The organism is Mesorhizobium sp. CO1-1-11, from assembly GCF_020164995.1.
GTDB classification, from domain to species: Bacteria; Pseudomonadota; Alphaproteobacteria; order Rhizobiales; family Rhizobiaceae; genus Mesorhizobium; species Mesorhizobium australicum.
In genome coordinates this window covers 1-23470 of sequence record NZ_JAIUHE010000009.1, presented here as the reverse complement: position 1 = coordinate 23470, position 23470 = coordinate 1, and the positions used below count along the sequence as shown (strand labels likewise).

General features: G+C 61.5%; 26 protein-coding genes and 1 tRNA gene. 24 read left to right on the top strand and 3 right to left on the bottom strand.

Annotated features, from left to right (window positions below):
- Window positions 1-42: 42 nt before the first annotated feature.
- A complete protein-coding gene (locus LB554_RS12135) occupies window positions 43-195 on the bottom strand; it encodes a hypothetical protein (protein WP_015317717.1) in 153 nt (50 codons plus the stop codon).
- A gap of 194 nt (window positions 196-389) precedes the next feature.
- Between LB554_RS12135 and coaD the strand changes: the two genes are divergently transcribed.
- The 7 genes from coaD to tgt all read left to right on the top strand — a co-directional run bounded on the left by coaD (window position 390) and on the right by tgt (window position 4969).
- Window positions 390-890, top strand: coding sequence for a pantetheine-phosphate adenylyltransferase (coaD, locus tag LB554_RS12130; protein WP_015317718.1), 501 nt, complete (start codon window positions 390-392; stop codon window positions 888-890).
- 108 nt (window positions 891-998) lie between these two features.
- Entirely contained in the window at window positions 999-1493 is a 495-nt protein-coding gene (locus tag LB554_RS12125) for a peptidylprolyl isomerase (RefSeq protein WP_411961388.1), read from the top strand.
- Between the two features lie 27 nt (window positions 1494-1520).
- A complete protein-coding gene (locus LB554_RS12120) occupies window positions 1521-2033 on the top strand; it encodes a peptidylprolyl isomerase (protein ID WP_015317720.1) in 513 nt (170 codons plus the stop codon).
- Between the two features lie 12 nt (window positions 2034-2045).
- Window positions 2046-2495 carry a DMT family transporter gene (locus LB554_RS12115; protein ID WP_023773870.1) on the top strand — a complete coding sequence of 150 codons (450 nt, stop codon included), beginning with the start codon at window positions 2046-2048 and terminating at the stop codon, window positions 2493-2495.
- A gap of 6 nt (window positions 2496-2501) precedes the next feature.
- A complete protein-coding gene (queA, locus tag LB554_RS12110) occupies window positions 2502-3587 on the top strand; it encodes a tRNA preQ1(34) S-adenosylmethionine ribosyltransferase-isomerase QueA (RefSeq protein WP_224584737.1) in 1086 nt (361 codons plus the stop codon).
- Complete coding sequence (locus LB554_RS12105; protein ID WP_140616328.1) at window positions 3577-3846, top strand: hypothetical protein; 270 nt, start codon at window positions 3577-3579, stop codon at window positions 3844-3846. Before queA ends, LB554_RS12105 begins: the two co-directional genes overlap by 11 nt.
- Window positions 3839-4969, top strand: coding sequence for a tRNA guanosine(34) transglycosylase Tgt (gene tgt / locus LB554_RS12100; protein WP_224584735.1), 1131 nt, complete (start codon window positions 3839-3841; stop codon window positions 4967-4969). Before LB554_RS12105 ends, tgt begins: the two co-directional genes overlap by 8 nt.
- Window positions 4970-4975: 6 nt before the next feature.
- Here the strand turns inward: tgt and LB554_RS12095 are convergent, their stop codons facing one another.
- The gene (locus LB554_RS12095) at window positions 4976-5395 is read right to left on the bottom strand and encodes a DUF4864 domain-containing protein (protein WP_015317725.1); all 420 of its coding nucleotides are present in this window, start codon (window positions 5393-5395) and stop codon (window positions 4976-4978) included.
- Between the two features lie 313 nt (window positions 5396-5708).
- Between LB554_RS12095 and LB554_RS12090 the strand changes: the two genes are divergently transcribed.
- The 16 genes from LB554_RS12090 to LB554_RS12015 all read left to right on the top strand — a co-directional run bounded on the left by LB554_RS12090 (window position 5709) and on the right by LB554_RS12015 (window position 22480).
- Complete coding sequence (locus tag LB554_RS12090; protein ID WP_010909609.1) at window positions 5709-5945, top strand: Lrp/AsnC family transcriptional regulator; 237 nt, start codon at window positions 5709-5711, stop codon at window positions 5943-5945.
- A gap of 171 nt (window positions 5946-6116) precedes the next feature.
- Window positions 6117-7529: a circularly permuted type 2 ATP-grasp protein gene (locus LB554_RS12085; RefSeq protein ID WP_181166272.1), complete on the top strand. Its 1413-nt coding sequence runs from the start codon at window positions 6117-6119 to the stop codon at window positions 7527-7529.
- A 140-nt stretch (window positions 7530-7669) separates the two neighbouring features.
- Entirely contained in the window at window positions 7670-8611 is a 942-nt protein-coding gene (locus LB554_RS12080; protein ID WP_224584733.1) for an alpha-E domain-containing protein, read from the top strand.
- 64 nt (window positions 8612-8675) lie between these two features.
- Window positions 8676-9467, top strand: coding sequence for a transglutaminase domain-containing protein (locus LB554_RS12075; RefSeq protein ID WP_224584731.1), 792 nt, complete (start codon window positions 8676-8678; stop codon window positions 9465-9467).
- Between the two features lie 31 nt (window positions 9468-9498).
- A complete protein-coding gene (locus tag LB554_RS12070; RefSeq protein WP_015317729.1) occupies window positions 9499-10230 on the top strand; it encodes a peptidase in 732 nt (243 codons plus the stop codon).
- A gap of 113 nt (window positions 10231-10343) precedes the next feature.
- Window positions 10344-11756, top strand: coding sequence for a pyridoxal phosphate-dependent decarboxylase family protein (locus LB554_RS12065; RefSeq protein ID WP_224584730.1), 1413 nt, complete (start codon window positions 10344-10346; stop codon window positions 11754-11756).
- A 127-nt stretch (window positions 11757-11883) separates the two neighbouring features.
- Window positions 11884-12651 (top strand): DeoR/GlpR family DNA-binding transcription regulator, encoded by a 768-nt coding sequence (locus LB554_RS12060; RefSeq protein WP_015317731.1) that lies wholly within the window; start codon window positions 11884-11886, stop codon window positions 12649-12651.
- Between the two features lie 126 nt (window positions 12652-12777).
- Entirely contained in the window at window positions 12778-14304 is a 1527-nt protein-coding gene (glpD, locus tag LB554_RS12055) for a glycerol-3-phosphate dehydrogenase (RefSeq protein WP_140616337.1), read from the top strand.
- A 41-nt stretch (window positions 14305-14345) separates the two neighbouring features.
- Entirely contained in the window at window positions 14346-15425 is a 1080-nt protein-coding gene (locus LB554_RS12050; RefSeq protein WP_140664202.1) for an ABC transporter ATP-binding protein, read from the top strand.
- 10 nt (window positions 15426-15435) lie between these two features.
- Window positions 15436-16503: an ABC transporter ATP-binding protein gene (locus LB554_RS12045; RefSeq protein ID WP_224584728.1), complete on the top strand. Its 1068-nt coding sequence runs from the start codon at window positions 15436-15438 to the stop codon at window positions 16501-16503.
- A complete protein-coding gene (locus tag LB554_RS12040) occupies window positions 16504-17370 on the top strand; it encodes a carbohydrate ABC transporter permease (protein ID WP_027044598.1) in 867 nt (288 codons plus the stop codon).
- 37 nt (window positions 17371-17407) lie between these two features.
- Window positions 17408-18289, top strand: a complete 882-nt coding sequence (locus LB554_RS12035; RefSeq protein WP_411962625.1) for a carbohydrate ABC transporter permease — start codon at window positions 17408-17410, stop codon at window positions 18287-18289.
- 2 nt (window positions 18290-18291) lie between these two features.
- On the top strand, window positions 18292-18579 hold the full coding sequence (locus tag LB554_RS12030; RefSeq protein ID WP_015317737.1) for a DUF2160 domain-containing protein: 288 nt from the start codon (window positions 18292-18294) through the stop codon (window positions 18577-18579).
- A 79-nt stretch (window positions 18580-18658) separates the two neighbouring features.
- Complete coding sequence (locus LB554_RS12025) at window positions 18659-20386, top strand: ABC transporter substrate-binding protein (RefSeq protein WP_015317738.1); 1728 nt, start codon at window positions 18659-18661, stop codon at window positions 20384-20386.
- Between the two features lie 91 nt (window positions 20387-20477).
- Complete coding sequence (glpK, locus tag LB554_RS12020) at window positions 20478-21971, top strand: glycerol kinase GlpK (RefSeq protein WP_140873777.1); 1494 nt, start codon at window positions 20478-20480, stop codon at window positions 21969-21971.
- Between the two features lie 32 nt (window positions 21972-22003).
- The gene (locus LB554_RS12015) at window positions 22004-22480 is read left to right on the top strand and encodes a DUF6882 domain-containing protein (protein ID WP_140716900.1); all 477 of its coding nucleotides are present in this window, start codon (window positions 22004-22006) and stop codon (window positions 22478-22480) included.
- Between the two features lie 105 nt (window positions 22481-22585).
- On the opposite strand, the gene LB554_RS12010 is transcribed toward LB554_RS12015, so the two are convergent.
- A complete protein-coding gene (locus LB554_RS12010) occupies window positions 22586-23056 on the bottom strand; it encodes a BA14K family protein (RefSeq protein WP_015317740.1) in 471 nt (156 codons plus the stop codon).
- A 255-nt stretch (window positions 23057-23311) separates the two neighbouring features.
- On the opposite strand from LB554_RS12010, the gene LB554_RS12005 reads away from it, so the two are divergent.
- Window positions 23312-23387, top strand: a tRNA-Lys gene (locus tag LB554_RS12005).
- The last annotated feature ends 83 nt before the right edge of the window (window positions 23388-23470 follow it).

The following is a 23470-nucleotide window of genomic DNA, read 5'->3' as shown; positions in this document are numbered from 1 at the left end:
AACGCCGGCCTGTCGGCCGGCGCGGCAGCGTTGCGGACTGTCTTAGTAGTGGCGATACGGCTTGCGCAGGCCAAAGCCTTCGAAGCGCTTGGTGGTGGCCTTGACGCGGATGCGCTGTGCTTCCTGATGCAGCCCGAATACTGTGGCGATCAGCATGGCGACGGTCATTGCGGTGGCGAGCATGTAGATCAGCATGTGCGTGTTCTCCTGCGCCTTACAACGGATATATGGGACTTTGGTTTCATCTTATTAAGGGTGCAGCCTAGTGAACGCTGCGTGAAGGCTTCGTGATCAGCGTGTTCATCTGTCGTTCATGCGCCGGAAAAGGTTCATGGGCCGCCTGCCAATCGGATTTGCCTTTGTGAAAGAGGCTCGCTAGAAGCTCCGCCATGACCGAACGCATCGCCCTTTATGCCGGCTCCTTCGACCCGCTGACCAACGGCCATCTCGATGTGCTGAAAGCGTCGCTGGCGGTTGCCGACATTGTTTATGCCGCGATCGGCATTCATCCGGGCAAGAAGCCGCTGTTTTCGTTCGAGGATCGGGTGCAGTTGATCGAAGCCGCCGCGAAGGCCGAATTCGGCCGCGATGGCGCCCGCATCAAGGTGGTTGCCTTCGATGGGCTGGTGATCGATGCGGCCAGGAGAGAAGGCGCCTCGATCATGATCCGCGGTCTGCGCGACGGCACCGACCTCGACTACGAAATGCAGATGGCCGGCATGAACGAAACCATGGCGCCTGAATTGCAGACGGTTTTCCTGCCCGCCAGCCCGTCGGTGCGCACCATTACCGCCACACTTGTGCGCCAGATAGCCTCGATGGGCGGCGACATCCGCCCCTTCGTGCCGGCGGCCGTGGCCGGCGCGCTCACCGCAAAATTCGCGAAATAAGCTCGGAGAACCCTCATGCAGCTCAAAAGGCTCGCCTCATTCCTTGTTGTGCTCGCCGGTCTCGTGACCGCATCGGTCTCGGCCTATGCCGCAGATCCGGAAAACACGATGATCATCACGCTGAAAGATGGCGACGTGACCATCGCGCTGCGCCCCGATCTGGCGCCCAAGCATGTCGCGCAGATCAAGAAGCTGGTGCGTGACCATGCCTACGACAATGTCGCATTCCACCGTGTCATCGATGGCTTCATGGCGCAGACCGGCGACGTCAAGTTCGGCAACATGAATAAGGGCTTCAATGCCCAGGCCGTCGGCACCGGCGGCTCCGACCTGCCCGACCTGCCTGCCGAGTTCTCGCAGGCCGAGCATTACAAGCGCGGCGTGGTCGGCATGGCCCGTTCGCAGGATCCGAACTCCGCCAATTCGCAGTTCTTCATCATGTTCGCACCGGCGCCGCCGCTCGATGGCCAGTATACGATTGTCGGCAATGTCGTCAGCGGCATGGACCTGGTGGACAAGATCAAGAAGGGCGACGAGGCGGACAATGGCACGGTCATCGATCCCGACCGGATGATCAAAGTGCGCATCGCCGCCGACAAATAGTTCCAATTTTACAAAAGGATATCTGACATGGCTGAGATCAAGGACCGCGAGAACGCGCTCATCATGGAAACGACCAAGGGCAAGGTCGTCATCGAACTGTTTCCCGATTTGGCTCCTGGCCATGTCGCCCGCATCAAGGAATTGGCGCGTGAAGGCGCCTATGACGGCGTCGTCTTCCACCGCGTCATCGAAGGCTTCATGGCGCAGACCGGCGACGTGAAATTCGGCAATTCCAGCAAGCCCAGCTTCGCGCCGTCTCGCGCCGGCATGGGCGGCTCGGAAAAGCCTGACCTGAAGGCCGAGTTCTCCAACGCGAACCACGGCCGCGGCACCTGCTCGATGGCTCGTTCGCAGAACCCGAACTCGGCCAATTCGCAGTTCTTCATCTGCTTCGACGACGCCGCGTTCCTCAACCGCCAGTACACGGTCTGGGGCCAGGTCATCGAGGGCATGGACAATGTCGACAAGATCAAGCGCGGCGAGCCGGTGCAGGATCCCGACAAGATCGTGTCCCTAAAGGTCGCGGCCGACGTCAAGTAAGGACAAACGACAATGATGGGCGTCGTCTGGTCGCTTCTCGGCATCCTGTCCGGCGCCTTCATTGCCATCCAGGCGCCGATCAATTCGCAGCTTGCGCGCGGCCTGGGTCTCCCGGTCGCGGCGGCCGCGTTTTCGTTCCTGTCGGGCGCGGTCGTGCTTGGCATCATCTCCGTCACGGTGGTGAAGCTGCAGGGCATCTCGCTTGACTGGAAGGCGCCCGCGCCCTGGTTGTTTGTCGCCGGCGGCATGCTCGGCGGCTTCTATGTCACGCTTTCGACGATCCTGACGCCGCGCATCGGCGCGGCCGCGCTGATGGCGTTCCTGGTGGCCGGCCAGTTGCTTGCGGGCATGCTCATCGACCGCGTCGGCTTCCTTGGGGTCGCTGTGCGTGAAATCTCGCTCGGCCGCGTCGCCGGCGCGGTGCTTCTGCTGGCCGGAGCGCTGCTCGTTCGGCTGTTTTGAGTCCCGATGCGCGTCGACCTCTTTGACTTCGACCTGCCGGAGGAGCGCATCGCGCTTCGCCCGGCAGAACCGCGCGACAGCGCCAAAATGCTGGTGGTCAAGCCAGGCAAGGGGCTGGAGGACGGGACGGTTGGCGACCTGCCATCCTTGCTCCGCGCCGGCGACGTGCTGGTTTTCAACGACACCAAGGTCATTCCGGCGCAGTTGAAAGGCATCAGGCGGCGCGGCGAAGCACAGTCGCAAGTCGAGGCCACGCTGCACATGCGCATGGCGCCGGACCGCTGGCTGGCCTTCATGCGGCCGGGCAAGCGCATTGCCGCCGGCGACCGCATCCATTTCGGCCATGAAGGCAATTCCTGTTTCCTCGGCCAACTCGACGCCACCGTGATCGAAAAAGGCGAGGGCGGCGAAGCGCTGCTCGGCTTTGATCTATCCGGTCCTTTCCTCGACGAAGCGCTGCACGCGGTCGGCCACATTCCACTACCGCCCTACATCGCCTCGAAGCGCGATGACGACGAGCGCGATCGTGCCGACTACCAGACCATCTATGCCCGGGAAGAAGGCGCGGTAGCGGCGCCCACCGCGGGCCTGCACTTCACGCCGGCGCTTTTCGCGGCGCTGGACGCCAAAGGGGTCGAACGCCGCTTCGTCACCTTGCATGTGGGCGCCGGTACGTTCCTGCCGGTCAAGGCGGACGATACCGCGGACCATAAGATGCATGCCGAGATCGGCTCGGTCAGCCAGGCGACCGCCGATGCGCTCAATGCGGCGAAGGCGAGGGGCGGGCGCGTCATTGCCGTCGGTACGACCTCGCTGCGCCTGCTCGAGAGTGCGGCGCGTGAAGACGGCACGCTGGCGCCGTGGTCCGGACCGACCGACATCTTCATCACGCCCGGCTACCGCTTTCGCACGGCCGACATGCTGATGACCAACTTCCATCTGCCGCGCTCGACGCTGTTCATGCTGGTCTCGGCTTTCAGTGGCCTCGACACGATGCGTGCCGCCTATGCGCATGCCATCGAGAGCGGTTACAGGTTCTATTCCTATGGAGACGCCAGTCTTTTGTTCAGGGAGGAGAACGATGGACGATGATCTGCAAACCTTCGACCGCGACAGGCTGATCGCGGAAGTGAAAAGGCTGCGCGCCGGCATTCGCGCGCACCGCGATACATCAGGTCATGACCTCTGCTGGCATCACCCCGATCTGTGGGACCTGCTGCCGGAAAGGACCGAGCCGTCAATCGCGGTGCCGCCCTGGCCAAAATTCATGCGCGGCTGCATCCAATACCGTCAGTCGCTCGACGAGCAGGCGCCGGATGCGCCGGTATTCGACAAGGAATTCAATGGCTGAGAATTTCACCTTCAGGGTGTTGGCGACCGATGGCAAGGCGCGGCGCGGCCTGATCGACATGCCGCGCGGCGAAATCCGCACGCCGGCCTTCATGCCGGTCGGCACCGGTGGCACGGTCAAAGCCATGTACATGGACCAGGTGCGCGGCGTTGGTGCCGACATCATCCTGGGCAACACCTATCACCTGATGCTGCGGCCCGGGGCCGAGCGCGTGGCGCGGCTCGGCGGTCTGCACGAATTCGCCCGTTGGCCGCACCCGATCCTGACCGACAGCGGCGGTTTTCAGGTGATGTCGCTGTCGAAGCTGAGGAAGCTGACGGAAAAAGGCGTCACCTTCCGCTCTCACATCGATGGTGCGGCCTACGAGATGTCGCCGGAGCGCTCGATCGAAATTCAAGGTCTGCTCGATTCCGACATCCAGATGCAACTCGACGAATGCACCGCGCTGCCGGCCGAGGTCAAGGAGATCGAGCGCGCCATGGAACTGTCGCTGCGCTGGGCGGAGCGCTGCAAGACGGCGTTCGGCGACCAGCCGGGCAAAGCGATGTTCGGCATCGTGCAGGGTGGTGACAACGCGGCGCTCAGGGTTCGCTCGGCACAGGCGCTGAGCGCGATGGAGCTCAAGGGCTATGCTGTCGGCGGCTTGGCCGTCGGCGAGCCGCAGGCGGTGATGCTCGACATGCTCGACATCACCTGTCCCGAACTGCCAGATAACAAGCCACGCTATCTGATGGGCGTGGGAACCCCGGACGATATCCTGAAATCGGTTGCCCGCGGCATCGACATGTTCGATTGCGTGATGCCGACGCGCGCCGGCCGGCACGGGCTGGCCTATACTAGGCGCGGCAAGGTCAACCTGCGCAACGCCCGCCATGCCGACGATCCGCGCCCGCTCGATGAAGAGAGCGACTGCCCGGCAGCCAGGGATTATTCGCGTGCCTATCTGCACCATCTGGTGCGCTCGCAGGAGGCGCTCGGCGCGATGCTGCTGACCTGGAACAATCTTTCGTATTACCAAAAGCTTATGCAGGATATCCGCGCCGCGATCGAGACCGGCGGCTTCGAGGCACGCGGGGCCGAGATATCAGAGGGTTGGGCGAGGGGCGATATCCCGGCGCTGTAGACCCGTTCAGGTGCTGAGCGAGTTCGACGCCCGCAGGCTGCAGCCGGTGATCTGGAATGTGCCGTCAGGCTGCTGCTGCAGCGTGTAGACCGCCTCGTAGTCCTTGCCGTCGGGGCCGACGATCAGCACTTGCTGGACGATCGAACCGGGACCAGTCTGCTCGACCTTGCCGAAAGCATAGGACTGGGGTTTGCGCACAGGCGGGTAGCCGTTGGTCACCATATTCATGAAGGCATCGACGGTCGGGAATATCTGCTTCACGTTTGGGGCGGCAAAGCTGTACGCCTTGGCGCCGTCATCGGCGATGAGGGCCTTCAACTGACTGTCGATGACGGCCTGACCAGCCTTGATCTCGGCATCTCCGGCAGACGCCTGGAAAGCCAGCATGAGCGAAACGAACGCGAATGCGAAAAAGCCGCGGCGCATGGCTTGTCTCCACCGTCCTCGAACCGCCTCCAGAAGTTCCAGGAGACATCCTAACATACGTTCCAGGGCGCCTCACGGTTTCAGCGGCCGCCAATATTCGTCGCGCCTCGGTGCAGAAGCCGAACGATATTGCAGGGCATGCCCGCGCTGGTGATCGGCGGCAGGCTCTGCAAGCACGGCATGCCGGTTGCGGAGCCGCGCGAGGCGGTGGCCGGGACCCCGCGCCGGCTAAGCGCGCATTCCAGTGCTTGAAAGGCTGCCTCCAGTCTGCCAGAAGGGCCGCTTGGACCTGGAAGTTTAGCGGGACGAAGCCATGAAGGCGTTTTTCGTGCAGATCAAATGCGAGCTGGGCAAATCCTATGAGGTTGCCAGCGCGCTTGCCGACGCCGAGATCGCCTCGGAAATCTACTCCACCGCCGGCAACTACGATCTGCTCGCCAAATTCTATGTCGACGACGAAGAGGACGTCGGCCATTTCGTCAACGAGAAGGTGCAGATTCTTCCCGGCATCAAGGACACGTTCACCGTCGTCACCTTCCGCGCCTTCTAACAGTGCGAGTCAGTTGCCCCGGCACGAGGCAAAGGCTGATCAAGCTCGTATTTGGGCTGCCTTAATTTTAGGCAGCCGCAACATACTGATCGTCCGCTTCCCCCAAATCACCGATTGCGCTTGATTTTCTCCCACGACGCCAGTGAAATGGCTTCACAGGGGAGTATGCGATTGGCAGCGTTCGATGAAATGCTTCCGGAAGTCTCCGGATTGAGAAGACCGTATTCGGCTTACGATCGCTGGCTGAAGGAGCAGGATCCAGCCAGGCTTACCGAGAAGATGCAGGACGCCGAACGCGTCTTTCGCAAGACGGGCATTACCTTCGCCGTCTATGGCGAACAGGAAGCCTCCGAACGGCTGATCCCGTTCGACATCGTCCCTCGCATCATTTCAGGCAATGAGTGGCGGCGCCTGACGCAGGGCATCGAGCAGCGCGTCCAGGCGCTGAACGCCTTCCTCGACGATATCTACCATCGCCAAGAAATCCTGCGCGCCGGCCGCGTCCCAAGGGATCTGATCGCCAGGAACGAAGCCTTCCTGCCGGAGATGATCGGCGTGCGGCCGCCGGCCGGCGTCTATACCCACATTATCGGCGTCGACATCGTTCGCATCAGCGAGGACGAGTTCTACGTTCTGGAAGACAATGCGCGCACGCCGTCCGGTGTCTCCTACATGCTGGAGAACCGCGAAACGATGATGCAGCTGTTCCCCGAGCTGTTCCAGAAGATCAAGGTGCGGCCAGTGGAGAACTACCCGCAGCTGCTGCGCCAGTCGCTGGCGGCCGTGCGGCCGCAGAACACCAAGGGTGCCCCGACCATCGCGGTGCTGACGCCGGGCAGTTTCAATTCCGCCTATTTCGAACACGCTTTCCTTGCCGACCAGATGGGTGTGCAGCTTGTGGAGGGCCAGGACCTGCGCGTCGTCGACGGCCATGTCGCGATGCGCACCACCGAAGGCTACAAGCAGATCGACGTGCTTTACCGCCGCGTCGATGATTCCTTCCTCGATCCGCTGACCTTCAGGCCGGATTCAGCGCTTGGCATACCCGGCATCATGGATGTCTACCGCGCCGGCAATATCACCATCGCCAATGCGCCTGGCACGGGTATCGCCGACGACAAGGCGATCTATTCCTATATGCCGGAGATCGTCGAATTCTACACCGGCCGCAAGGCGATCCTCGGCAACATCCCGACCTGGCGCTGTTCGGAACCGGACAGCCTGAAATATGTGCTCGAGCACATTCACGAACTGGTGATCAAGGAAGTGCATGGTTCCGGCGGCTACGGCATGCTGGTCGGCCCAGCGGCGACCAAGAAGGAATGTCAGGATTTCGCCAAGAAGCTGCAGGCCAAACCGTCTAATTACATCGCCCAGCCGACGCTCGCGCTCTCGACCTGTCCGATCCTGACGGAAAAGGGGCTGGCGCCGCGCCACGTCGATCTCAGGCCCTACGTCCTGGTCTCGGATCGCATCCAGATCGTGCCCGGCGGGCTGACGCGGGTGGCGCTGAAGGAAGGCTCACTGGTGGTGAACTCTTCCCAGGGCGGCGGGACGAAAGATACCTGGGTGCTGGATGATTGAGCTGAGCGAGTAGGGATTAGCGATTAGTAAGTAGTGAGTAGTCAGCTACAGAGGGAAAACGCATGTCATATCTCATATGGATTCAACTATTTACTACTGACTACTCACTAATCTCTACTCACTAGCCCAAGGGCCTTCCCATGCTTCTCGGCCGCACCGCCAACGGGCTCTACTGGATGAACCGCTATATCGAGCGGGCGGAAAACATGGCGCGGCTGGTCGACGCCGGGCTGCGCATGGCGCTCACTCGCACCCAGAGCGCGTCGGAGGAGTGGAATTCGGTGCTGCTCAGCGCCGGCTCAGACATCACCTTCAAGCAGAAATACCCGGACTATACGGCCGCCAATGTCTCCGATTTTCTCTTGCGTGACACGTCGAACCCATCGAGCACGATGTCGTCGATCGAGACCGCCCGCAACAATGCGCGCATGGTGCGCACCGCGCTGACGCGCGAGACGTGGGAGAGCATCAACGAAGCCTGGATGGCGCTGAAACGGATGCTGGCGAGGCCGATCGACGAGCGCGAGCTGCCCAACGTGCTCGACGCGATCAAGCGCGAGACCGCGCTGATCCGCGGCTCGTTTTACGGCACCATGCTGCGCAACGAGATCTTCGATTTCTCGCAGCTCGGCACCTATGTCGAGCGCGCCGACAACACCGCGCGCATCCTCGACGTGAAATACTACGTGCTGTTGCCGTCGATCTCCTGGGTCGGCTCGACGCTCGACAACTATCAGTGGGAATCGATCCTGCGCTCGGTGTCGGCGCATCGCTCGTATCGCTGGGTTTATGATGCCGACTACAAGCCGACCAACATCGCCGACTACCTGATTCTCAACGTCCGCATGCCGCGATCGCTGACCTTCTGCTATCGCTTCCTGGCAGAGCATCTGAAGTTCCTGGGCGACGACTATGGCGAGCGCCATGCCTGCCATGCGACAGCGGAAAAGACGCAGGCAATGCTGCAAGCAGGATCGATCAAGGACATATTCGACGCCGGGCTGCACGAGTTCCTGGCCGGGTTTATTCGCGACAACACCAGGCTCGGCGACGAGATCGCGCAGGACTACAGGTTTTATTGAGCATGATCCCGGGAAGTGGATATCGGTTTTCGCTAGAGATCATGCACGCGAACGGAAGATGGCCATGCGGCTGAAAATCACGCACCGGACCGAATACCGCTACGACGCACCGGTGCAGTATCTGCTCCAGAGGCTGCGGCTGCTTCCCGTGAGCGGGCCGACTCAGACCGTGCTGTCCTGGGCGCTGAAGGTCGACGGTGCGCGCGAGGAAGTGCGATTTACCGACCACTACGGCAACGACAACAGGCTGTTGAGCGTCGAGGGTGACCACGACTTCATCACAGTCGAAGCGTTGGGCGAGGTGGTGACGCGCGATACATCGGGTGTTTGCGGGCCTCATCAGGGCTTCGCGCCACTTTGGTTGTTCGCGCAGGAGACCGCTTTGACCACCATAGGCGGCGGCATCCGTGATCTTACCGAGGCGGTCGGCAAGGGCACCGACCTTGACAGGCTGCACCGGCTGATGGCCGCCATTGGCGAGCGCGTCGCCTACACGCCGGGAACAACCAATGCGACGACCTCGGCCGAGGAAGCTTTGGTACTGAAAACCGGAGTCTGCCAGGATCATAGCCACATCTTTGCCGCCGCCGCGCGCGCCATGGGATTTCCGGCCCGCTATGTCAGCGGCTATCTGATGATGGATGCGGTGGAGCAGGCGGCAAGCCACGCCTGGGCTGAAGCGCATGTCGCGGGCCTCGGCTGGGTTGCCTTCGACCCCGCCAACGGTATTTCTCCCGACGAACGCTATGTGAAAGTGGCAACCGGCCGCGACTACCGTGACGCTTCGCCGGTGTCGGGAATTCGACTGGGACAGGCGGAAGAACTGCTTGCGGTCACCGTCACGGTAGAGCAGTAATCCCCCAGGGATTACCGCCTTAAGAGATTCCATGACCTATTGCGTCGGCCTCAAGATCGATCGCGGGCTCGTGTTCATGTCGGACACGCGCACCAATGCCGGTATGGATTCGATCTCGACCTTCAAGAAGATGCATGTCTGGGAACAGCCGGGCGAGCGCGTCATCGTGCTGATGTCGGCCGGCAACCTGGCGACGACACAGGCCGTGGTCAGCCTGCTCGACGAGCGCACCAAGGCGGTGACCGACCGCCATGAGAAGCTGCTCGAGACGCCATCCATGTACCAGACGGTGCGGCTGCTCGGCGACACGGTGAAGGAAGTGATCGCGCAATCGTCGCCCGCGGGCGAGAAGGCCGATTCCTATTTCAATGCCTCCTTCATCCTCGGCGGGCAGATCAAGGGCAGCCCGCCACGCCTGTTCATGATCTACCCCGAAGGCAACTTCATCGAGTCGACCGACGACACGCCGTTCTTCCAGATCGGAGAGACCAAGTACGGCAAGCCGATCATCATTCGCGCCTACGAAAAGACGATGAGCCTGGCAGAGACGGTGAAACTGCTTCTGGTGTCGTTCGATTCGACGCTGAAGTCGAACCTGTCGGTCGGCCTGCCGCTCGACCTGCTTTTCCTGGAGCAGGACGCCTTTCAGGTCGGCCTTAAGAAGCGGATCGGCCAGGACGACCAGTATTATCGCACGATCTCCGATGGATGGTCGAATGCGCTGAAGACGGCCTTCGCCAGCCTGCCGGATTTTCCTGGCTAGTCCGCATATCTCGCGCCCGTCGGCGGCTTCAAATATTTCACATGGTGACTAATATCCGATCTTGAGGAGCCGGCGGCTACCACCGGCAGCGAATGACCTGTCGGGAGGACAAGATGAACAATGATGATTTCCGGCAATGGTCGCAACGCGCCGCTGATTGGGGCGCCGACTATCGCAACAATTTGCGTGAGCGGCCGGTGCGGCCGCTGATCGAGCCGGGCGACATTTTCAGGAGCATCGAGGCGTCGCCGCCCGAAGACGCGGAGTCGATGGACAGGATTTTCGCCGATTTCCAAGAGAAGATCGTGCCGGGGATGACGCATTGGCAGCACCCGCGCTTCTTCGCCTATTTCCCGGCCAACGCGGCGCCGGTCTCGGTGGTGGCTGAATATCTGGTGTCGGCGATGGCCGCGCAATGCATGCTCTGGCAGACCTCGCCGGCGGCGACCGAGCTTGAAATGCGGACCGTCGACTGGATGCGCCAGGCGCTCGGCCTGCCGGAAGGATTCTCCGGCGTTATCCAGGATTCGGCCTCGTCGGCGACACTCAACGCGGTGTTGACGATGCGCGAGCGGGCGCTGGACTGGCAAGGCAACAAAAAAGGATTGGCCGGGCAGGGGCGGTTGCGCATCTATTCCTCCGACCAGGTGCACACTTCGATCGATCGGGCGATCTGGGTGTCAGGCATAGGCGAGGACAATCTCGTGCGCATTCCTGTCGCCGGCCGTTTTCGCGCCATGGACGCAGCCGCACTCGACGCGGCAATCGTCGCCGACCGCGCGGCCGGCATGTTGCCCGCCGGCATCATCGCCAGCGTCGGCGGCACCAGCACCGGGGGCACGGACGATATTGCAGCAATTGCGGCAGTCGCCGGTCGGCATGGGCTCTACCTGCATGTCGATGCCGCCTGGGCCGGGTCGGCGATGATCTGCCCGGAGTACCGGCATTTCTGGGCCGGCGCCGAGCTGGCGGATTCCATCGTCTTCAACCCCCACAAATGGCTGGGCGCGCAATTCGACTGCTCGATGCAGTTCATTCGCCAGCCCGAGGACCTCGTTCGCACGCTGGCCATCAAGCCCGAATTCCTTAAGACACATGGCCGCGACGGCATCATCAACTATTCCGAATGGTCGGTGCCGCTTGGTCGGCGCTTCCGGGCGCTGAAGCTTTGGTTTCTGCTGCGCGCGCATGGACTGGAAAACCTGCGAACCATGATCCGCAACCATGTCGCCTGGAGCGAGGGCCTTGCCGCTCGGCTGGCAAGGGAGGTGGATTTCGAGATCGTCACCGAGCCGATGCTGTCGCTGTTTTCGTTCCGGCACAAGGCTGCCTCGGGCGCCGATGCCGACGAGCACAATCTGCGGCTCGTCAATGCGATCAACGACGATGGCCGCATCTACCTGACGCAAACGAAGCTCGATGGAAAGGTGGCGATCCGCTTCCAGGTCGGCCAGTTCGACGCGACGGCGGGAGACGTCGATGCCGCTTTCACCGCCATTACCGAAATTGCGCGTGCCACGGCCTGAAAAGGCTGGATGAAGGTGGCACCGAGGTTCACCCGTACAATCATCAGATTTCGTTAGCCGGCTTGCACCTTTTCATCGGTTTCGTTTTATATTATAAGCAAAAAAAACGAAAACGGGAGCTTGCCTTATGTATCTGTCGCCGCGCCATGCCGAGATCATCCAGATGGCCAAGGACAACGGCCGCGTGCTGGTCGATGACCTAGCCACGCATTTCAACGTGACGCCGCAGACCATACGCAAGGACCTCAACGACTTGTGCGACCAGCGGCTGCTTTCGCGTGTCCATGGCGGCGCCTTGTTCCCGTCTGGTATCGAGAACATGGAGTATGAAGCCAGGCGCAAGATCGCGGCCGACGAGAAGGAAGCGATAGGCCGCGCGGCGGCCAGGCTGATCCCCGACAACGCCTCGCTGTTCATCAACATCGGCACCACGACAGAGGCGGTCAGCAAGGCGCTACTCGATCACGACGGCCTGATGGTCATCACCAATAACATCAATGTTGCCAATAGGATGCGCATCTATCCCTCGATCGAGGTGGTGATTGCGGGCGGCGTGGTGCGCGGCTCCGACGGGGGTGTTGTCGGCGAGGCGGCGGTCGATTTCATCAGGCAGTTCAAGGTCGACTACGCTGTCATCGGCGCCTCGGCTATCGATCATGATGGCGCGCTGCTCGATTTTGATTTCCGCGAGGTGAAGGTGGCGCAAGCGATCATCGCCAACGCCAGGCACGTCATCCTGGTTTCCGACCAGACCAAGTTCGAACGCACGGCGCCTGTGCGTATCGGCCATCTGTCGCAGGTCAACACCTTCATCACCGATCGCTGCGACATCCCGTCCGTGCGCAAGATCTGCCAGGAGGCCGAGGTTCAGCTCATCGAGACGTCGCTTGGCTGACGCAATTCACGGTCTTCTCACAGGCGTGTGATATTTCGTTTGACATTCGTTATGAGTTCGAAATAATTCCGCCACGGTTTCGCAAAAGAGCAAAAATGGTGCAATGCGAAATCGTGGAGGAGCTAGGTGGACACATCTTCAGTCCGGGACATTTTCGTCATAGGTGGCGGCATCAACGGCTGCGGCATCGCCCGCGATGCCGTGGGACGCGGGTTCTCGGTCTTTCTCGCCGAAATGAACGATCTCGCCAGCGGAACCTCGTCCGGTTCGACCAAGCTGATCCATGGCGGGCTGCGCTATCTCGAATTCTATGAATTCCGCCTGGTGCGCGAGGCGCTGATGGAGCGCGAGGTTCTGTGGAAGAACGCTCCGCACATCATCTGGCCGATGCGCTTCGTGCTGCCCTATGCCAAGGGCCTGCGCCCGGCCTGGCTGATCCGGCTCGGCCTTTTCCTTTACGACCACATCGGCGGGCGCAAGTTGCTGCCGGCGACCAGAACGCTCGACATGGCAAGCGACCCGGCGGGCAAGCCTTTGAAGCCGCTGTTCAAAAAGGCTTTCGAATATTCGGATGGTTGGGTCAACGACGCGCGGCTGGTGGCGCTGAATGCTCGTGACGCCGCTGACCGGGGCGCAACGATCCGGACTCGCACCAAAGTGGTTGGAGCGCGCCGCGAGGGCGGAATCTGGGCGATAAAGATCGAGGACCTACGGACCGGCGAGACCGACGAGGTCAAGGCACGGTTGCTGGTCAATGCGGCGGGTCCTTGGGTCGACCACGTGCTGTCCGGCGTCGTCGGCCTCAACGACGTGCACAATGTCCGCCTCGTGCAGGGCAGCCACATCGTCATCGCCAAGAAGTTCGACGACCCGCGCGCCTATTTCTTCCAGAACAGGGACGGCCGCATCATCTTCGCCATCCCCTACGAGGACGAGTTCACGCTGATCGGCACCACCGACCAGGATTATCCCGGCGACCCACATGATGTGAGGATCAGCGACACCGAGATCGACTATCTCTGTGCCGCGGCGAGCGAGTATTTCGCGGTTCCCGTCAAGCGTTCCGACATCGTCTGGACCTATTCGGCCGTGCGTCCGCTCTACGATGACGGCGCCTCCAAGGCGCAGGAAGCGACACGTGACTATGTGCTGAAGGCGGATGGCGGCGACGGCGCCGCGCCGCTGGTCAACGCGTTTGGCGGCAAGATCACCACCTATCGCCGGCTGTCGGAATCGATGCTGGAGAAGATCGAAGGTTTTCTCGGCAAGCGCGGCAAGCCGTGGACATCAGATGCGCCGCTGCCGGGCGGCGATTTTCCGGCCACGGGTTTCGATGCGCAGGTGGCGAAGCTGAAAAGCGCCTATCCTTTCCTCGACCAGCGCTTGGCGCGCCGGCTGACGAGGCTCTATGGAACGCGTGTACAGGTGCTGCTCGGCTTGGCCAAGTCGATTGCCGATCTCGGCCGCAATTTCGGTGGCGATCTCCACGAAGCCGAGGTGCGCTATCTCGTTGAAAACGAATGGGCTGTGACGGCGGAAGACGTGCTGTGGCGGCGAACCAAGCGCGGCCTGCATCTTAACCGCGAGCAGGTCGCGGCACTCGATGAATTCATGCGCGGCATAAGCCGGCAGCACGTCGCGGCCGCCGAATGAAGAGGTTTTGAGCTGATGCGGAAAGCCTGGGAGGAGGCGTCATGCTGGAACTGAGGAACGTCACCAAGACGGTCGGTGCGGTCGAGCACATCCGCGACGTGTCGCTGACGCTTCAGCACGGCTCGCTCAACGTTTTGCTCGGGCCCACACTTTCAGGCAAGACCAGCCTGATGCGGCTGATGGCCGGCCTCGATGTGCCGACCTCCGGCTCGGTCTGGTTCGACGGCCGGAATGTCACTGGCACGCCTGTGCAGAAGCGCAAGATCGCCATGGTCTACCAGCAGTTCATCAATTATCCGGCGATGACCGTCTATGACAACATCGCCTCACCCCTCAAGGTGGCCGGCGTCGAGCAGGGCAAGATCGACAGCCAGGTGCGCGAAGCGGCGGCACTCCTCAAACTGACCCCCTATCTCGACCGCACGCCGCTCAGTCTGTCGGGCGGGCAGCAGCAGCGCACCGCGCTGGCGCGCGCCATCGTCAAGAATGCCAGCCTTGTGCTGCTCGACGAACCGCTTGCAAATCTCGACTACAAATTGCGCGAGGAATTGCGAGCCGAACTGCCGAGGATATTCGCGGCCGCCGGTACCATCTTCGTCTATGCCACCACCGAGCCACATGAGGCCCTGCTGCTCGGCGGCAATACAGCAACGCTGTCGGAAGGCCGCATCACCCAGTTTGGGCCGACCATCGACGTGTTCCGCAAACCGGTCGACCTGGTGACGGCGAGGACCTTCGCCGATCCGCCGCTCAACACCATCGTGCTGGCCAAGAAGGGGGCGGATTTTCTGCTGGAGGGCGGCGTCAAGCTGCCGGTGCCCGCTGATCTCGTCGGCATCGCCGATGCGAACTATACGGTCGGCTTCCAGCCGCACCATCTTTCGCTCGACCGGCCCAATGCCTCCGCGGTGCCGGTGCGGGCGAAAGTCACCATCACGGAAATCACCGGGTCCGAAAGCTTCATCCATCTCGACTTTGCCGATGTGCGCTGGGTGATGTTGACCCATGGCATCAGGGATTTCGAGACAGACGCGGTGGTCGAAGTGTTCATCGATCCACGTCACATCATGGTCTTCGACGAGCACGGCCGGGCCGTGACCGCGCCGAAGCTGGCGGCTTGAGGAGGGCGATATGGCGCGCATCGACGTCAACCATGTCAGGCATTCCTATCTGCCGAACCCGCGCAAGGATGCCGATTTCGCGCTGCGCGAAGTGCATCACACTTTCGAGGATGGTGGTGCCTACGCGCTGCTCGGGCCGTCCGGCTGCGGCAAGACCACGCTGCTCAACATCATATCGGGGCTGCTGCATCCCTCGCATGGCCAGTTGCTGTTCAACGGCAGGGACGTGACCAATCTGTCGACGCAGGAGCGCAATATCGCGCAAGTGTTCCAGTTCCCGGTCATCTACGACACCATGACGGTCTATGACAATCTGGCGTTCCCGCTACGCAATCGCGGCGTACCGGAGGCAGATGTCGACCGCAAGGTGCGCGAGACGCTGGAGATGATCGACCTGGCGTCCTGGGCGAAGAAGAAGGCCAGGGGCCTGACCGCTGACCAGAAGCAGAAGATCTCGCTCGGCCGCGGCCTGGTGCGCTCGGACGTCAACGCCATCCTGTTCGACGAGCCGCTGACCGTCATCGACCCGCATATGAAGTGGGTGCTGCGCTCGCAATTGAAACAGCTTCATCGCCGCTTCGGCTACACGATGGTGTATGTCACCCACGACCAGACCGAGGCGCTGACCTTCGCTGACCAGGTCGTCGTCATGTATGATGGCGGCATCGTGCAGATCGGCACGCCGGCCGAACTGTTCGAGCGGCCGCGCCATACCTTTGTCGGTTATTTCATCGGTTCGCCGGGCATGAACGTCATGCCGGTGGCGATCGACGGCAAGACGGCGACGCTCGGCTCGCAGCGTATCGAACTGCCGGGCGCGCCCAAAGCCGCCGGCGGCGCCGTCGAACTCGGCATTCGCCCCGAATATGTGCGGCTCGGCCGGGACGGCATGGCCGTCTCGATCACCAAGGTCGAGGATGTCGGCCGCCACAAGGTGGTTCGCGCCAAGCTGGAAGGCAGGGACATCGCTGCCGTCATCGGTGAGGACGAGACCGTGCCAGCCGAACCGAAGGTGCGGTTCGATCCGGCCGGCATCAACATCTATGCCGGTTCCTGGCGTGTCGAGATGGAGGCATAGATGGACAAGACCTGGAACAACAAGGCCTGGTTCCTCGTGCTGCCGGTGCTGGTGCTGGTGGCCTTCACCGCCGTCATACCGCTGATGACGGTGGTCAACTATTCGGTGCAGGACACGTTCGGAAACAATGTCTTCACCTGGGCCGGCACCGAATGGTTCGAGGAACTGCTTTCATCCAGCCGCTTCTGGGAAGCGATGGTTCGCAACCTGATCTTTTCCTTTATCATCCTGGCGATCGAGGTGCCGCTCGGCATCTTCATCGCGCTCAACATGCCTAAGAAGGGCTGGGGCGTGCCGGTCTGCCTGGTGCTGATGTCGCTGCCACTACTGATCCCGTGGAATGTCGTCGGCACCATCTGGCAGGTGTTCGGACGCAACGACATCGGACTGTTGGGCTATTACCTCAACGCGATCGGCATCGACTACAATTACGTGCAGGATCCGTTCGATGCCTGGGTGACGATCATCGTCATGGATGTCTGGCACTGGACCAGCCTCGTCGTGCTGCTCTGCTATGCCGGGCTGGTCTCGATCCCCGATGCCTTCTACCAGGCGGCAAAGATCGACGGGGCCTCGCGCTGGGCGGTATTCCGCTACATCCAGCTGCCGAAGATGCAGCGCGTGCTTTTGATCGCCGTGCTGCTGCGCTTCATGGACAGTTTCATGATCTACACCGAACCGTTCGTCGTCACCGGCGGCGGGCCGGGCAACTCGACGACCTTCCTGTCGATCGACCTCGTCAAGACGGCGCTCGGCCAGTTCGACCTTGGCCCGGCGGCCGCCATGTCGCTGGTCTACTTCCTCATCATCCTGTTGTTGTCATGGGTGTTCTACACCGTGATGACCAATTACGACGCGGAGCGCTGAAATGGCTGGCGCCAATGAACGAACCGAGCGCAATGCGATGAACGGGACCGCCTCGGAAAGTCTCGCCGGTGCACTGTCGCAGAGCGATCTCGACAGGCGCATGCGCCGGCGCGGCGAGGAATCGCGCTGGTGGTGGATCGTGCCGACGCTCTACATCATCGTACTTCTGCTGCCGATTTACTGGCTCATCAATATGAGCTTCAAGACCAATGCCGAGATCGTCAACTCGATGACGCTCTACCCGCACACGCCGACGATCGCCAACTACGTCACCATCTTCACGCAGAGGGCTTGGTATTCCGGCTACATCAACTCGATCACCTATGTCGTCATGAACATGGTGATTTCGGTGTCGGTGGCGCTGCCTGCGGCTTACGCTTTCTCGCGCTATCGTTTCCTCGGCGATAAGCATCTGTTCTTCTGGCTGCTGACCAACCGCATGGCGCCGCCGGCCGTGTTCGCACTGCCGTTCTTCCAGCTCTATTCGGCCTTCGGCCTCATCGACACGCACATTGCGGTGGCGCTGGCGCACTGCCTGTTCAACGTGCCGCTGGCGGTGTGGATCCTCGAAGGCTTCATGTCGGGCGTGCCGAAGGAGATCGATGAAACCGCCTATATCGACGGCTATTCGTTCCCGCGTTTCTTTGTCAGGATATTCATGCCGCTGATCGCCAGCGGCATCGGCGTCGCCTGCTTCTTCTGCTTCATGTTCTCATGGGTGGAACTGTTGATCGCGCGCACGCTGACCACCACCGACGCCAAGCCGATCGCCGCCACCATGACGCGCACCGTATCGGCCGCCGGCATGGACTGGGGCCTCCTTGCCGCAGCCGGCGTGCTGACGCTGATCCCTGGCGCGCTCGTCATCTGGTTTGTCCGCAACTATATCGCCAAGGGCTTCGCCCTGGGGAGGGTATGATCATGAATCTCGACCTCTCCTGGATGGCGTGGACGTGGCCGACGGCCGCTTTCTTCGCCACCATTCTTCTGTTGCTGTGCGGCATGGCCGCTTGGGAATACGCCTCGCCAGGCGGCAATCCGCGCGTCGGCATGCTGCGCTTCGAGACGACACGCGGCGATCGCCTGTTTCTGTCGCTGCTTGGCAGTGCCTTTATTCATCTCGCTTGGCTGGGTCTCGTCGGATCCAACCTTTGGTGGGCTCTCGCTCTCTCCGTGGTCTACGCCGTCGGCGTGTTCCGCTACGTATAGAGGGGGAAACTGTTGGAGCGGCCGCGTGCCGGCGACTGCTCCAGATCGCACTTGAAACTTAAAACTGTGGAGGAAACTAATGCGACGGCAATTTTTAACGTCAACGACCGCCCTTGTCCTGTTGCTGGGGGCAGGCAATGCCTATGCCGGAATGGACGAAGCCAAGTCCTTCCTGGACAAGGAAATCGGCCCCCTGTCGACGCTTTCGCGCGCCGATCAGGAAGCCGAAATGCAATGGTTCATCGACGCCGCCAAGCCGTTCGCCGGCATGGACATCAAGGTCGTCTCTGAAACCATCGCCACCCACCAGTATGAATCGCAGGTGCTGGCGCCGGCCTTTACCGCCATCACCGGCATCAAGATCACACATGACGTTATCCAGGAAGGCGACGTCGTTGAGAAGATCCAGACGCAGATGCAGACCGGCCAGAACCTCTATGACGGCTGGGTCAACGATTCCGACCTGATCGGCACCCACTGGCGCTACCAGCAGGTGCGCAATCTGACCGACTGGATGGCGGGTGAGGGCAAGGACGTCACAAATCCGAACCTGGACCTGAAGGACTTCATCGGCACCTCGTTCACGACGGCTCCCGACAAGAAGCTCTACCAACTGCCCGATCAGCAGTTCGCCAACCTCTACTGGTTCCGTTACGACTGGTTCAACGACGAGAAGAACAAGGCCGACTTCAAGGCGAAATACGGCTACGACCTCGGCGTTCCGGTCAATTGGTCGGCGTATGAGGACATCGCCGAATTCTTCACCGGTCGCGAGATAGACGGCAAGAAGGTCTATGGCCACATGGACTACGGCAAGAAGGACCCGTCGCTGGGCTGGCGGTTCACCGACGCCTGGCTGTCGATGGCCGGCAATGGCGACAAGGGCCTGCCGAATGGCTTGCCGGTCGACGAGTGGGGCATCAAGGTCGACGAGAATTCACGCCCTGTCGGCTCCTGCACCGCCCGCGGCGGCGATACCAATGGTCCTGCGGCGGTCTATTCGATCCAGAAGTATCTCGACTGGTTGAAAGCCTACGCGCCTGCCGAAGCGCAAGGCATGACCTTCTCTGAATCCGGCCCGGTGCCGGCGCAAGGGGCGGTTGCCCAGCAGATCTTCTGGTACACCGCCTTCACCGCTTCGATGGTCGACGCCGGCGCTAAGGCGGTGCTGAACGACGATGGCACGCCGAAGTGGCGCATGGCGCCGTCGCCGCACGGCGTGTACTGGAAGGACGGCATGAAGCTCGGCTACCAGGACGTGGGTTCCTGGACGCTGATGAAGTCGACGCCGACCGATCGCGCCAAGGCCGCCTGGCTTTACGCGCAATTCGTCACCTCGAAGACCGTGGACGTGAAGAAGAGCCATGTCGGCCTGACCTTCATCCGCGAGAGTACTATCCACGACAAGAGCTTCACCGAACGTGCGCCGAAGCTCGGCGGCCTGATCGAGTTCTACCGCTCACCCGCCCGTGTGCAGTGGTCCCCGACCGGCACCAACGTGCCTGACTATCCGAAGCTGGCTCAGCTCTGGTGGCAGGCAATCGGCGATGCGTCGTCCGGAGCCAAGACGGCTCAGGAAGCGATGGACTCGCTCTGCGGCGAGCAGGAGAAGGTGATGAGCCGCATCGAGAAATCGGGTGTCCAGGGCGATATCGGCCCGAAGATGGCCGAAGAGCATGATCTCGCCTACTGGAACGCCGACGCAGTCAAGAAGGGCAATCTCGCGCCTCAGCTCAAGATCGAGAACGAGAAGGAAAAGCCGGTCACCATCAACTACGACGAACTGGTCAAGAGCTGGCAAAAGTAAGACGATCTATGCGGGCGTTCGCGCCCGTGTGAAATTGAGGGAGGCGGCGCGTTGCCGTCTCCCTTCTTTTTGTCAAGGCGGAGGATGCAGAATGAGCGGTTTGGTGCTTGCGATCGACCAGGGAACGACATCGACACGGGCGATCCTGTTCGACGGCACGATGAATGTCGTGGGCAGCGGACAGAAGGAATTCGCCCAGCACTATCCGGCCTCAGGCTGGGTCGAACACGATCCGGAGGAGATCTGGTCGAGCGTCATTGAGACGGTGAGGGCCGCGCTAAAGAATGCCGGCCGCGACGCTTCGGATGTGGCTGCGATCGGCATCACCAACCAGCGCGAGACGGTCGTCATCTGGGACAAAGCGACCGGCAAACCGATTCACAACGCCATTGTCTGGCAAGACCGGCGCACCGCACCGTTATGCCAGAAGCTCAGGAAGCAGGGGCTTGAGAAGAAATTCACCCGCAAGACCGGCCTGCTGCTCGACCCCTATTTCTCCGGCACCAAGATCGCCTGGATGCTGGACAAGGTGAAGGGCGCGAGGAAGCGTGCCGAGAAGGGCGAGCTGCTCGCCGGCACCATCGACAGCTTTTTGATCTGGCGGCTGACCGGCGGCAAGGTTCACGCCACGGATGCCACCAACGCGTCGCGCACGCTGGTCTACAACATTGCGGAGAATGCCTGGGACGAGGAGCTGCTGGCCATCCTGCGCATCCCCGCCGCGATGCTGCCCGAAGTCAAGGATTGCGCCGATGATTATGGAATAACAGAGAAAAACCTGTTTGGCGCCGAAATCAGAATCCTCGGCGTTGCCGGCGACCAGCATGCCGCGACGATTGGCCAGGCCTGCTTCGAGCCAGGCATGATGAAATCCACCTATGGCACCGGCTGTTTTGCGTTGCTCAACACCGGCAGCGACCTGGTGCGGTCGAAGAACCGACTCTTGACCACCATTGCCTATCGGCTGAACGGCAAGACCACCTATGCGCTGGAAGGCTCGATCTTCATCGCTGGGGCTGCCGTGCAATGGCTGCGCGACGGCATCAAGGTGATCGGCAAGGCAGAGCAGAGCGGCAAACTCGCGGCGGAAGCCGATCCGACGCAGAACGTCTATCTGGTGCCGGCCTTTGTCGGGCTCGGTGCGCCGCACTGGGATGCCGAGGCGCGGGGCGCGATTTTCGGATTGACCCGCAACACCGGACCGGCGGAGTTTGCCCGCGCGGCACTGGAATCCGTCGCCTACCAGACCCGCGACCTGCTCGACGCCATGCACAAGGATTGGAAGGGCGCCAAGGCAAAGACGGTGCTCAGGGTCGATGGCGGCATGGTGGCATCGGACTGGACCATGCAGCGCCTGGCCGACATTCTCGACGCGCCGGTCGATCGGCCGACAATTCTGGAGACGACCGCGCTGGGGGCGGCATGGCTTGCCGGTTCGAAGGCCGGCGTATGGCCGAAGGCGCGGGAATTCGCGAAGACCTGGGCCCTGGAGCGGCGGTTCGTGCCCGACATGGAATCCGCTACCCGGTCCGTCAAATTGGCGGGCTGGCGGGACGCTGTGCGCCGGACATTGAGCGTGCCATAATCGCCTTGAGGTGAGGGCTTGGCGAGGGGGAAATGACGCCGGAATGGTATAGCAACTGGTGCGCGGAGGCATTCGAACAGCTTACCGCGAAGAACGCCCGTCTGGAGAAGGATTTCCACTTGGGGCACTGGCCGCGCTATGACTACGACCTGACAGCGGGGAAGCTGCTGTTTTCACAGGAAGGGAAGGTCGCGGTCGTCGCCGAAATCCAGATCGCGGGTTCCACGAGCACAATGGCTGGCAACTGGCTGTGGGCCTGGGCGAACTCCAACCTGCCCGACGAACTCCTTGCGGACGCAAAGCAGGTCCGATCCTTCGGGGAACAGAACGGCATCGACGAGCTGGCGCAGGCTTACGTGGTCGATACCGACGACGACCTCGAAGCACTCGGATGGGAACTCAGCGGGGCTATGGTACGGATTTGCGACGCTGTTGGAGCGTACCGCTCTCCCCGCGGCAAAGGTGGCGGTCTTTACCTGGTTATCAAGAGCCTGAGCTGGGCCAGCTGACAAACGCGACCACTGCCAACCATGTTAGGATAGACGCGACAAGGCCCGCGTCTTCTATACGCGGGCCTTTACTCACCATTACCAGCTACTGATACTCAACAGGGATCAGTAAGGGGAGCGGCACTCCCGACGAGGACCATTGTTCGGCTGGAAGGTGTTGTCGGAAGCGCGGTAGCTCCGATAATGATCGTAGCACCACTGAACGTGCGAGTTGCCTTCATAGACGCGGTTGTTCTCGTTGTTGACAATCGCGCCGGTGATCAGCGCGCCAGTCGCGAAGGCGGCCAGCGGGAACCAGTAGTCGCCATGACGGCGATAGCCGCGGCGATATTCACGATAGCCGCGATGCCCATTCCAATACATGTCACCGTTGCGGCTAAAGCTTCGATTGCGCGAGAAATTGCGGTCGAAGGAGCGGTTTCTCCTCCACTCCCGGTATTGCACCGTCTGCACATCCGGCGCTGCCGCCTGGGAGAGTGGCACGAAGTTGGGCTGGGCGTTGACCGGCACCACCTCCGCCGCGACGAATGTCGCCGAAAGGGTGGCGGCAAGCAGGCCCGTTGTGATTCTATTCATTGGCATTCTCCTCGAGGGTTGGCGAACGTCCCTTTGGCAAAAAACGACAGTGCGTCGGATTTGTTCCGCCGTGCAGGCAGCCGTTCCCGCACGAAACCCAAACCGCCGGGCTGGTCGCCAGAACCCGGGGGAACAAGCAAGGGGCAGCGAATTAGGGCAAAGAGCAGGTTTGGAACCCCTCTTTTCCGGTTGACCGGTCGCGGCACTCTCCCTATGTTCCGCGCAATTTCGAGGGCGGCCTTTTCGAGCCCGCGGGAGCGCGTAGCTCAGCCGGTAGAGCAACTGACTTTTAATCAGTAGGTCATGGGTTCGAATCCCATCGCGCTCACCATCGTCAAATGGTCCGTTCCGGACACATAGGTTACGGTTTATACCGGAGACATGGGTAACACTTTTGGCCCGAAGGGGTTTTGG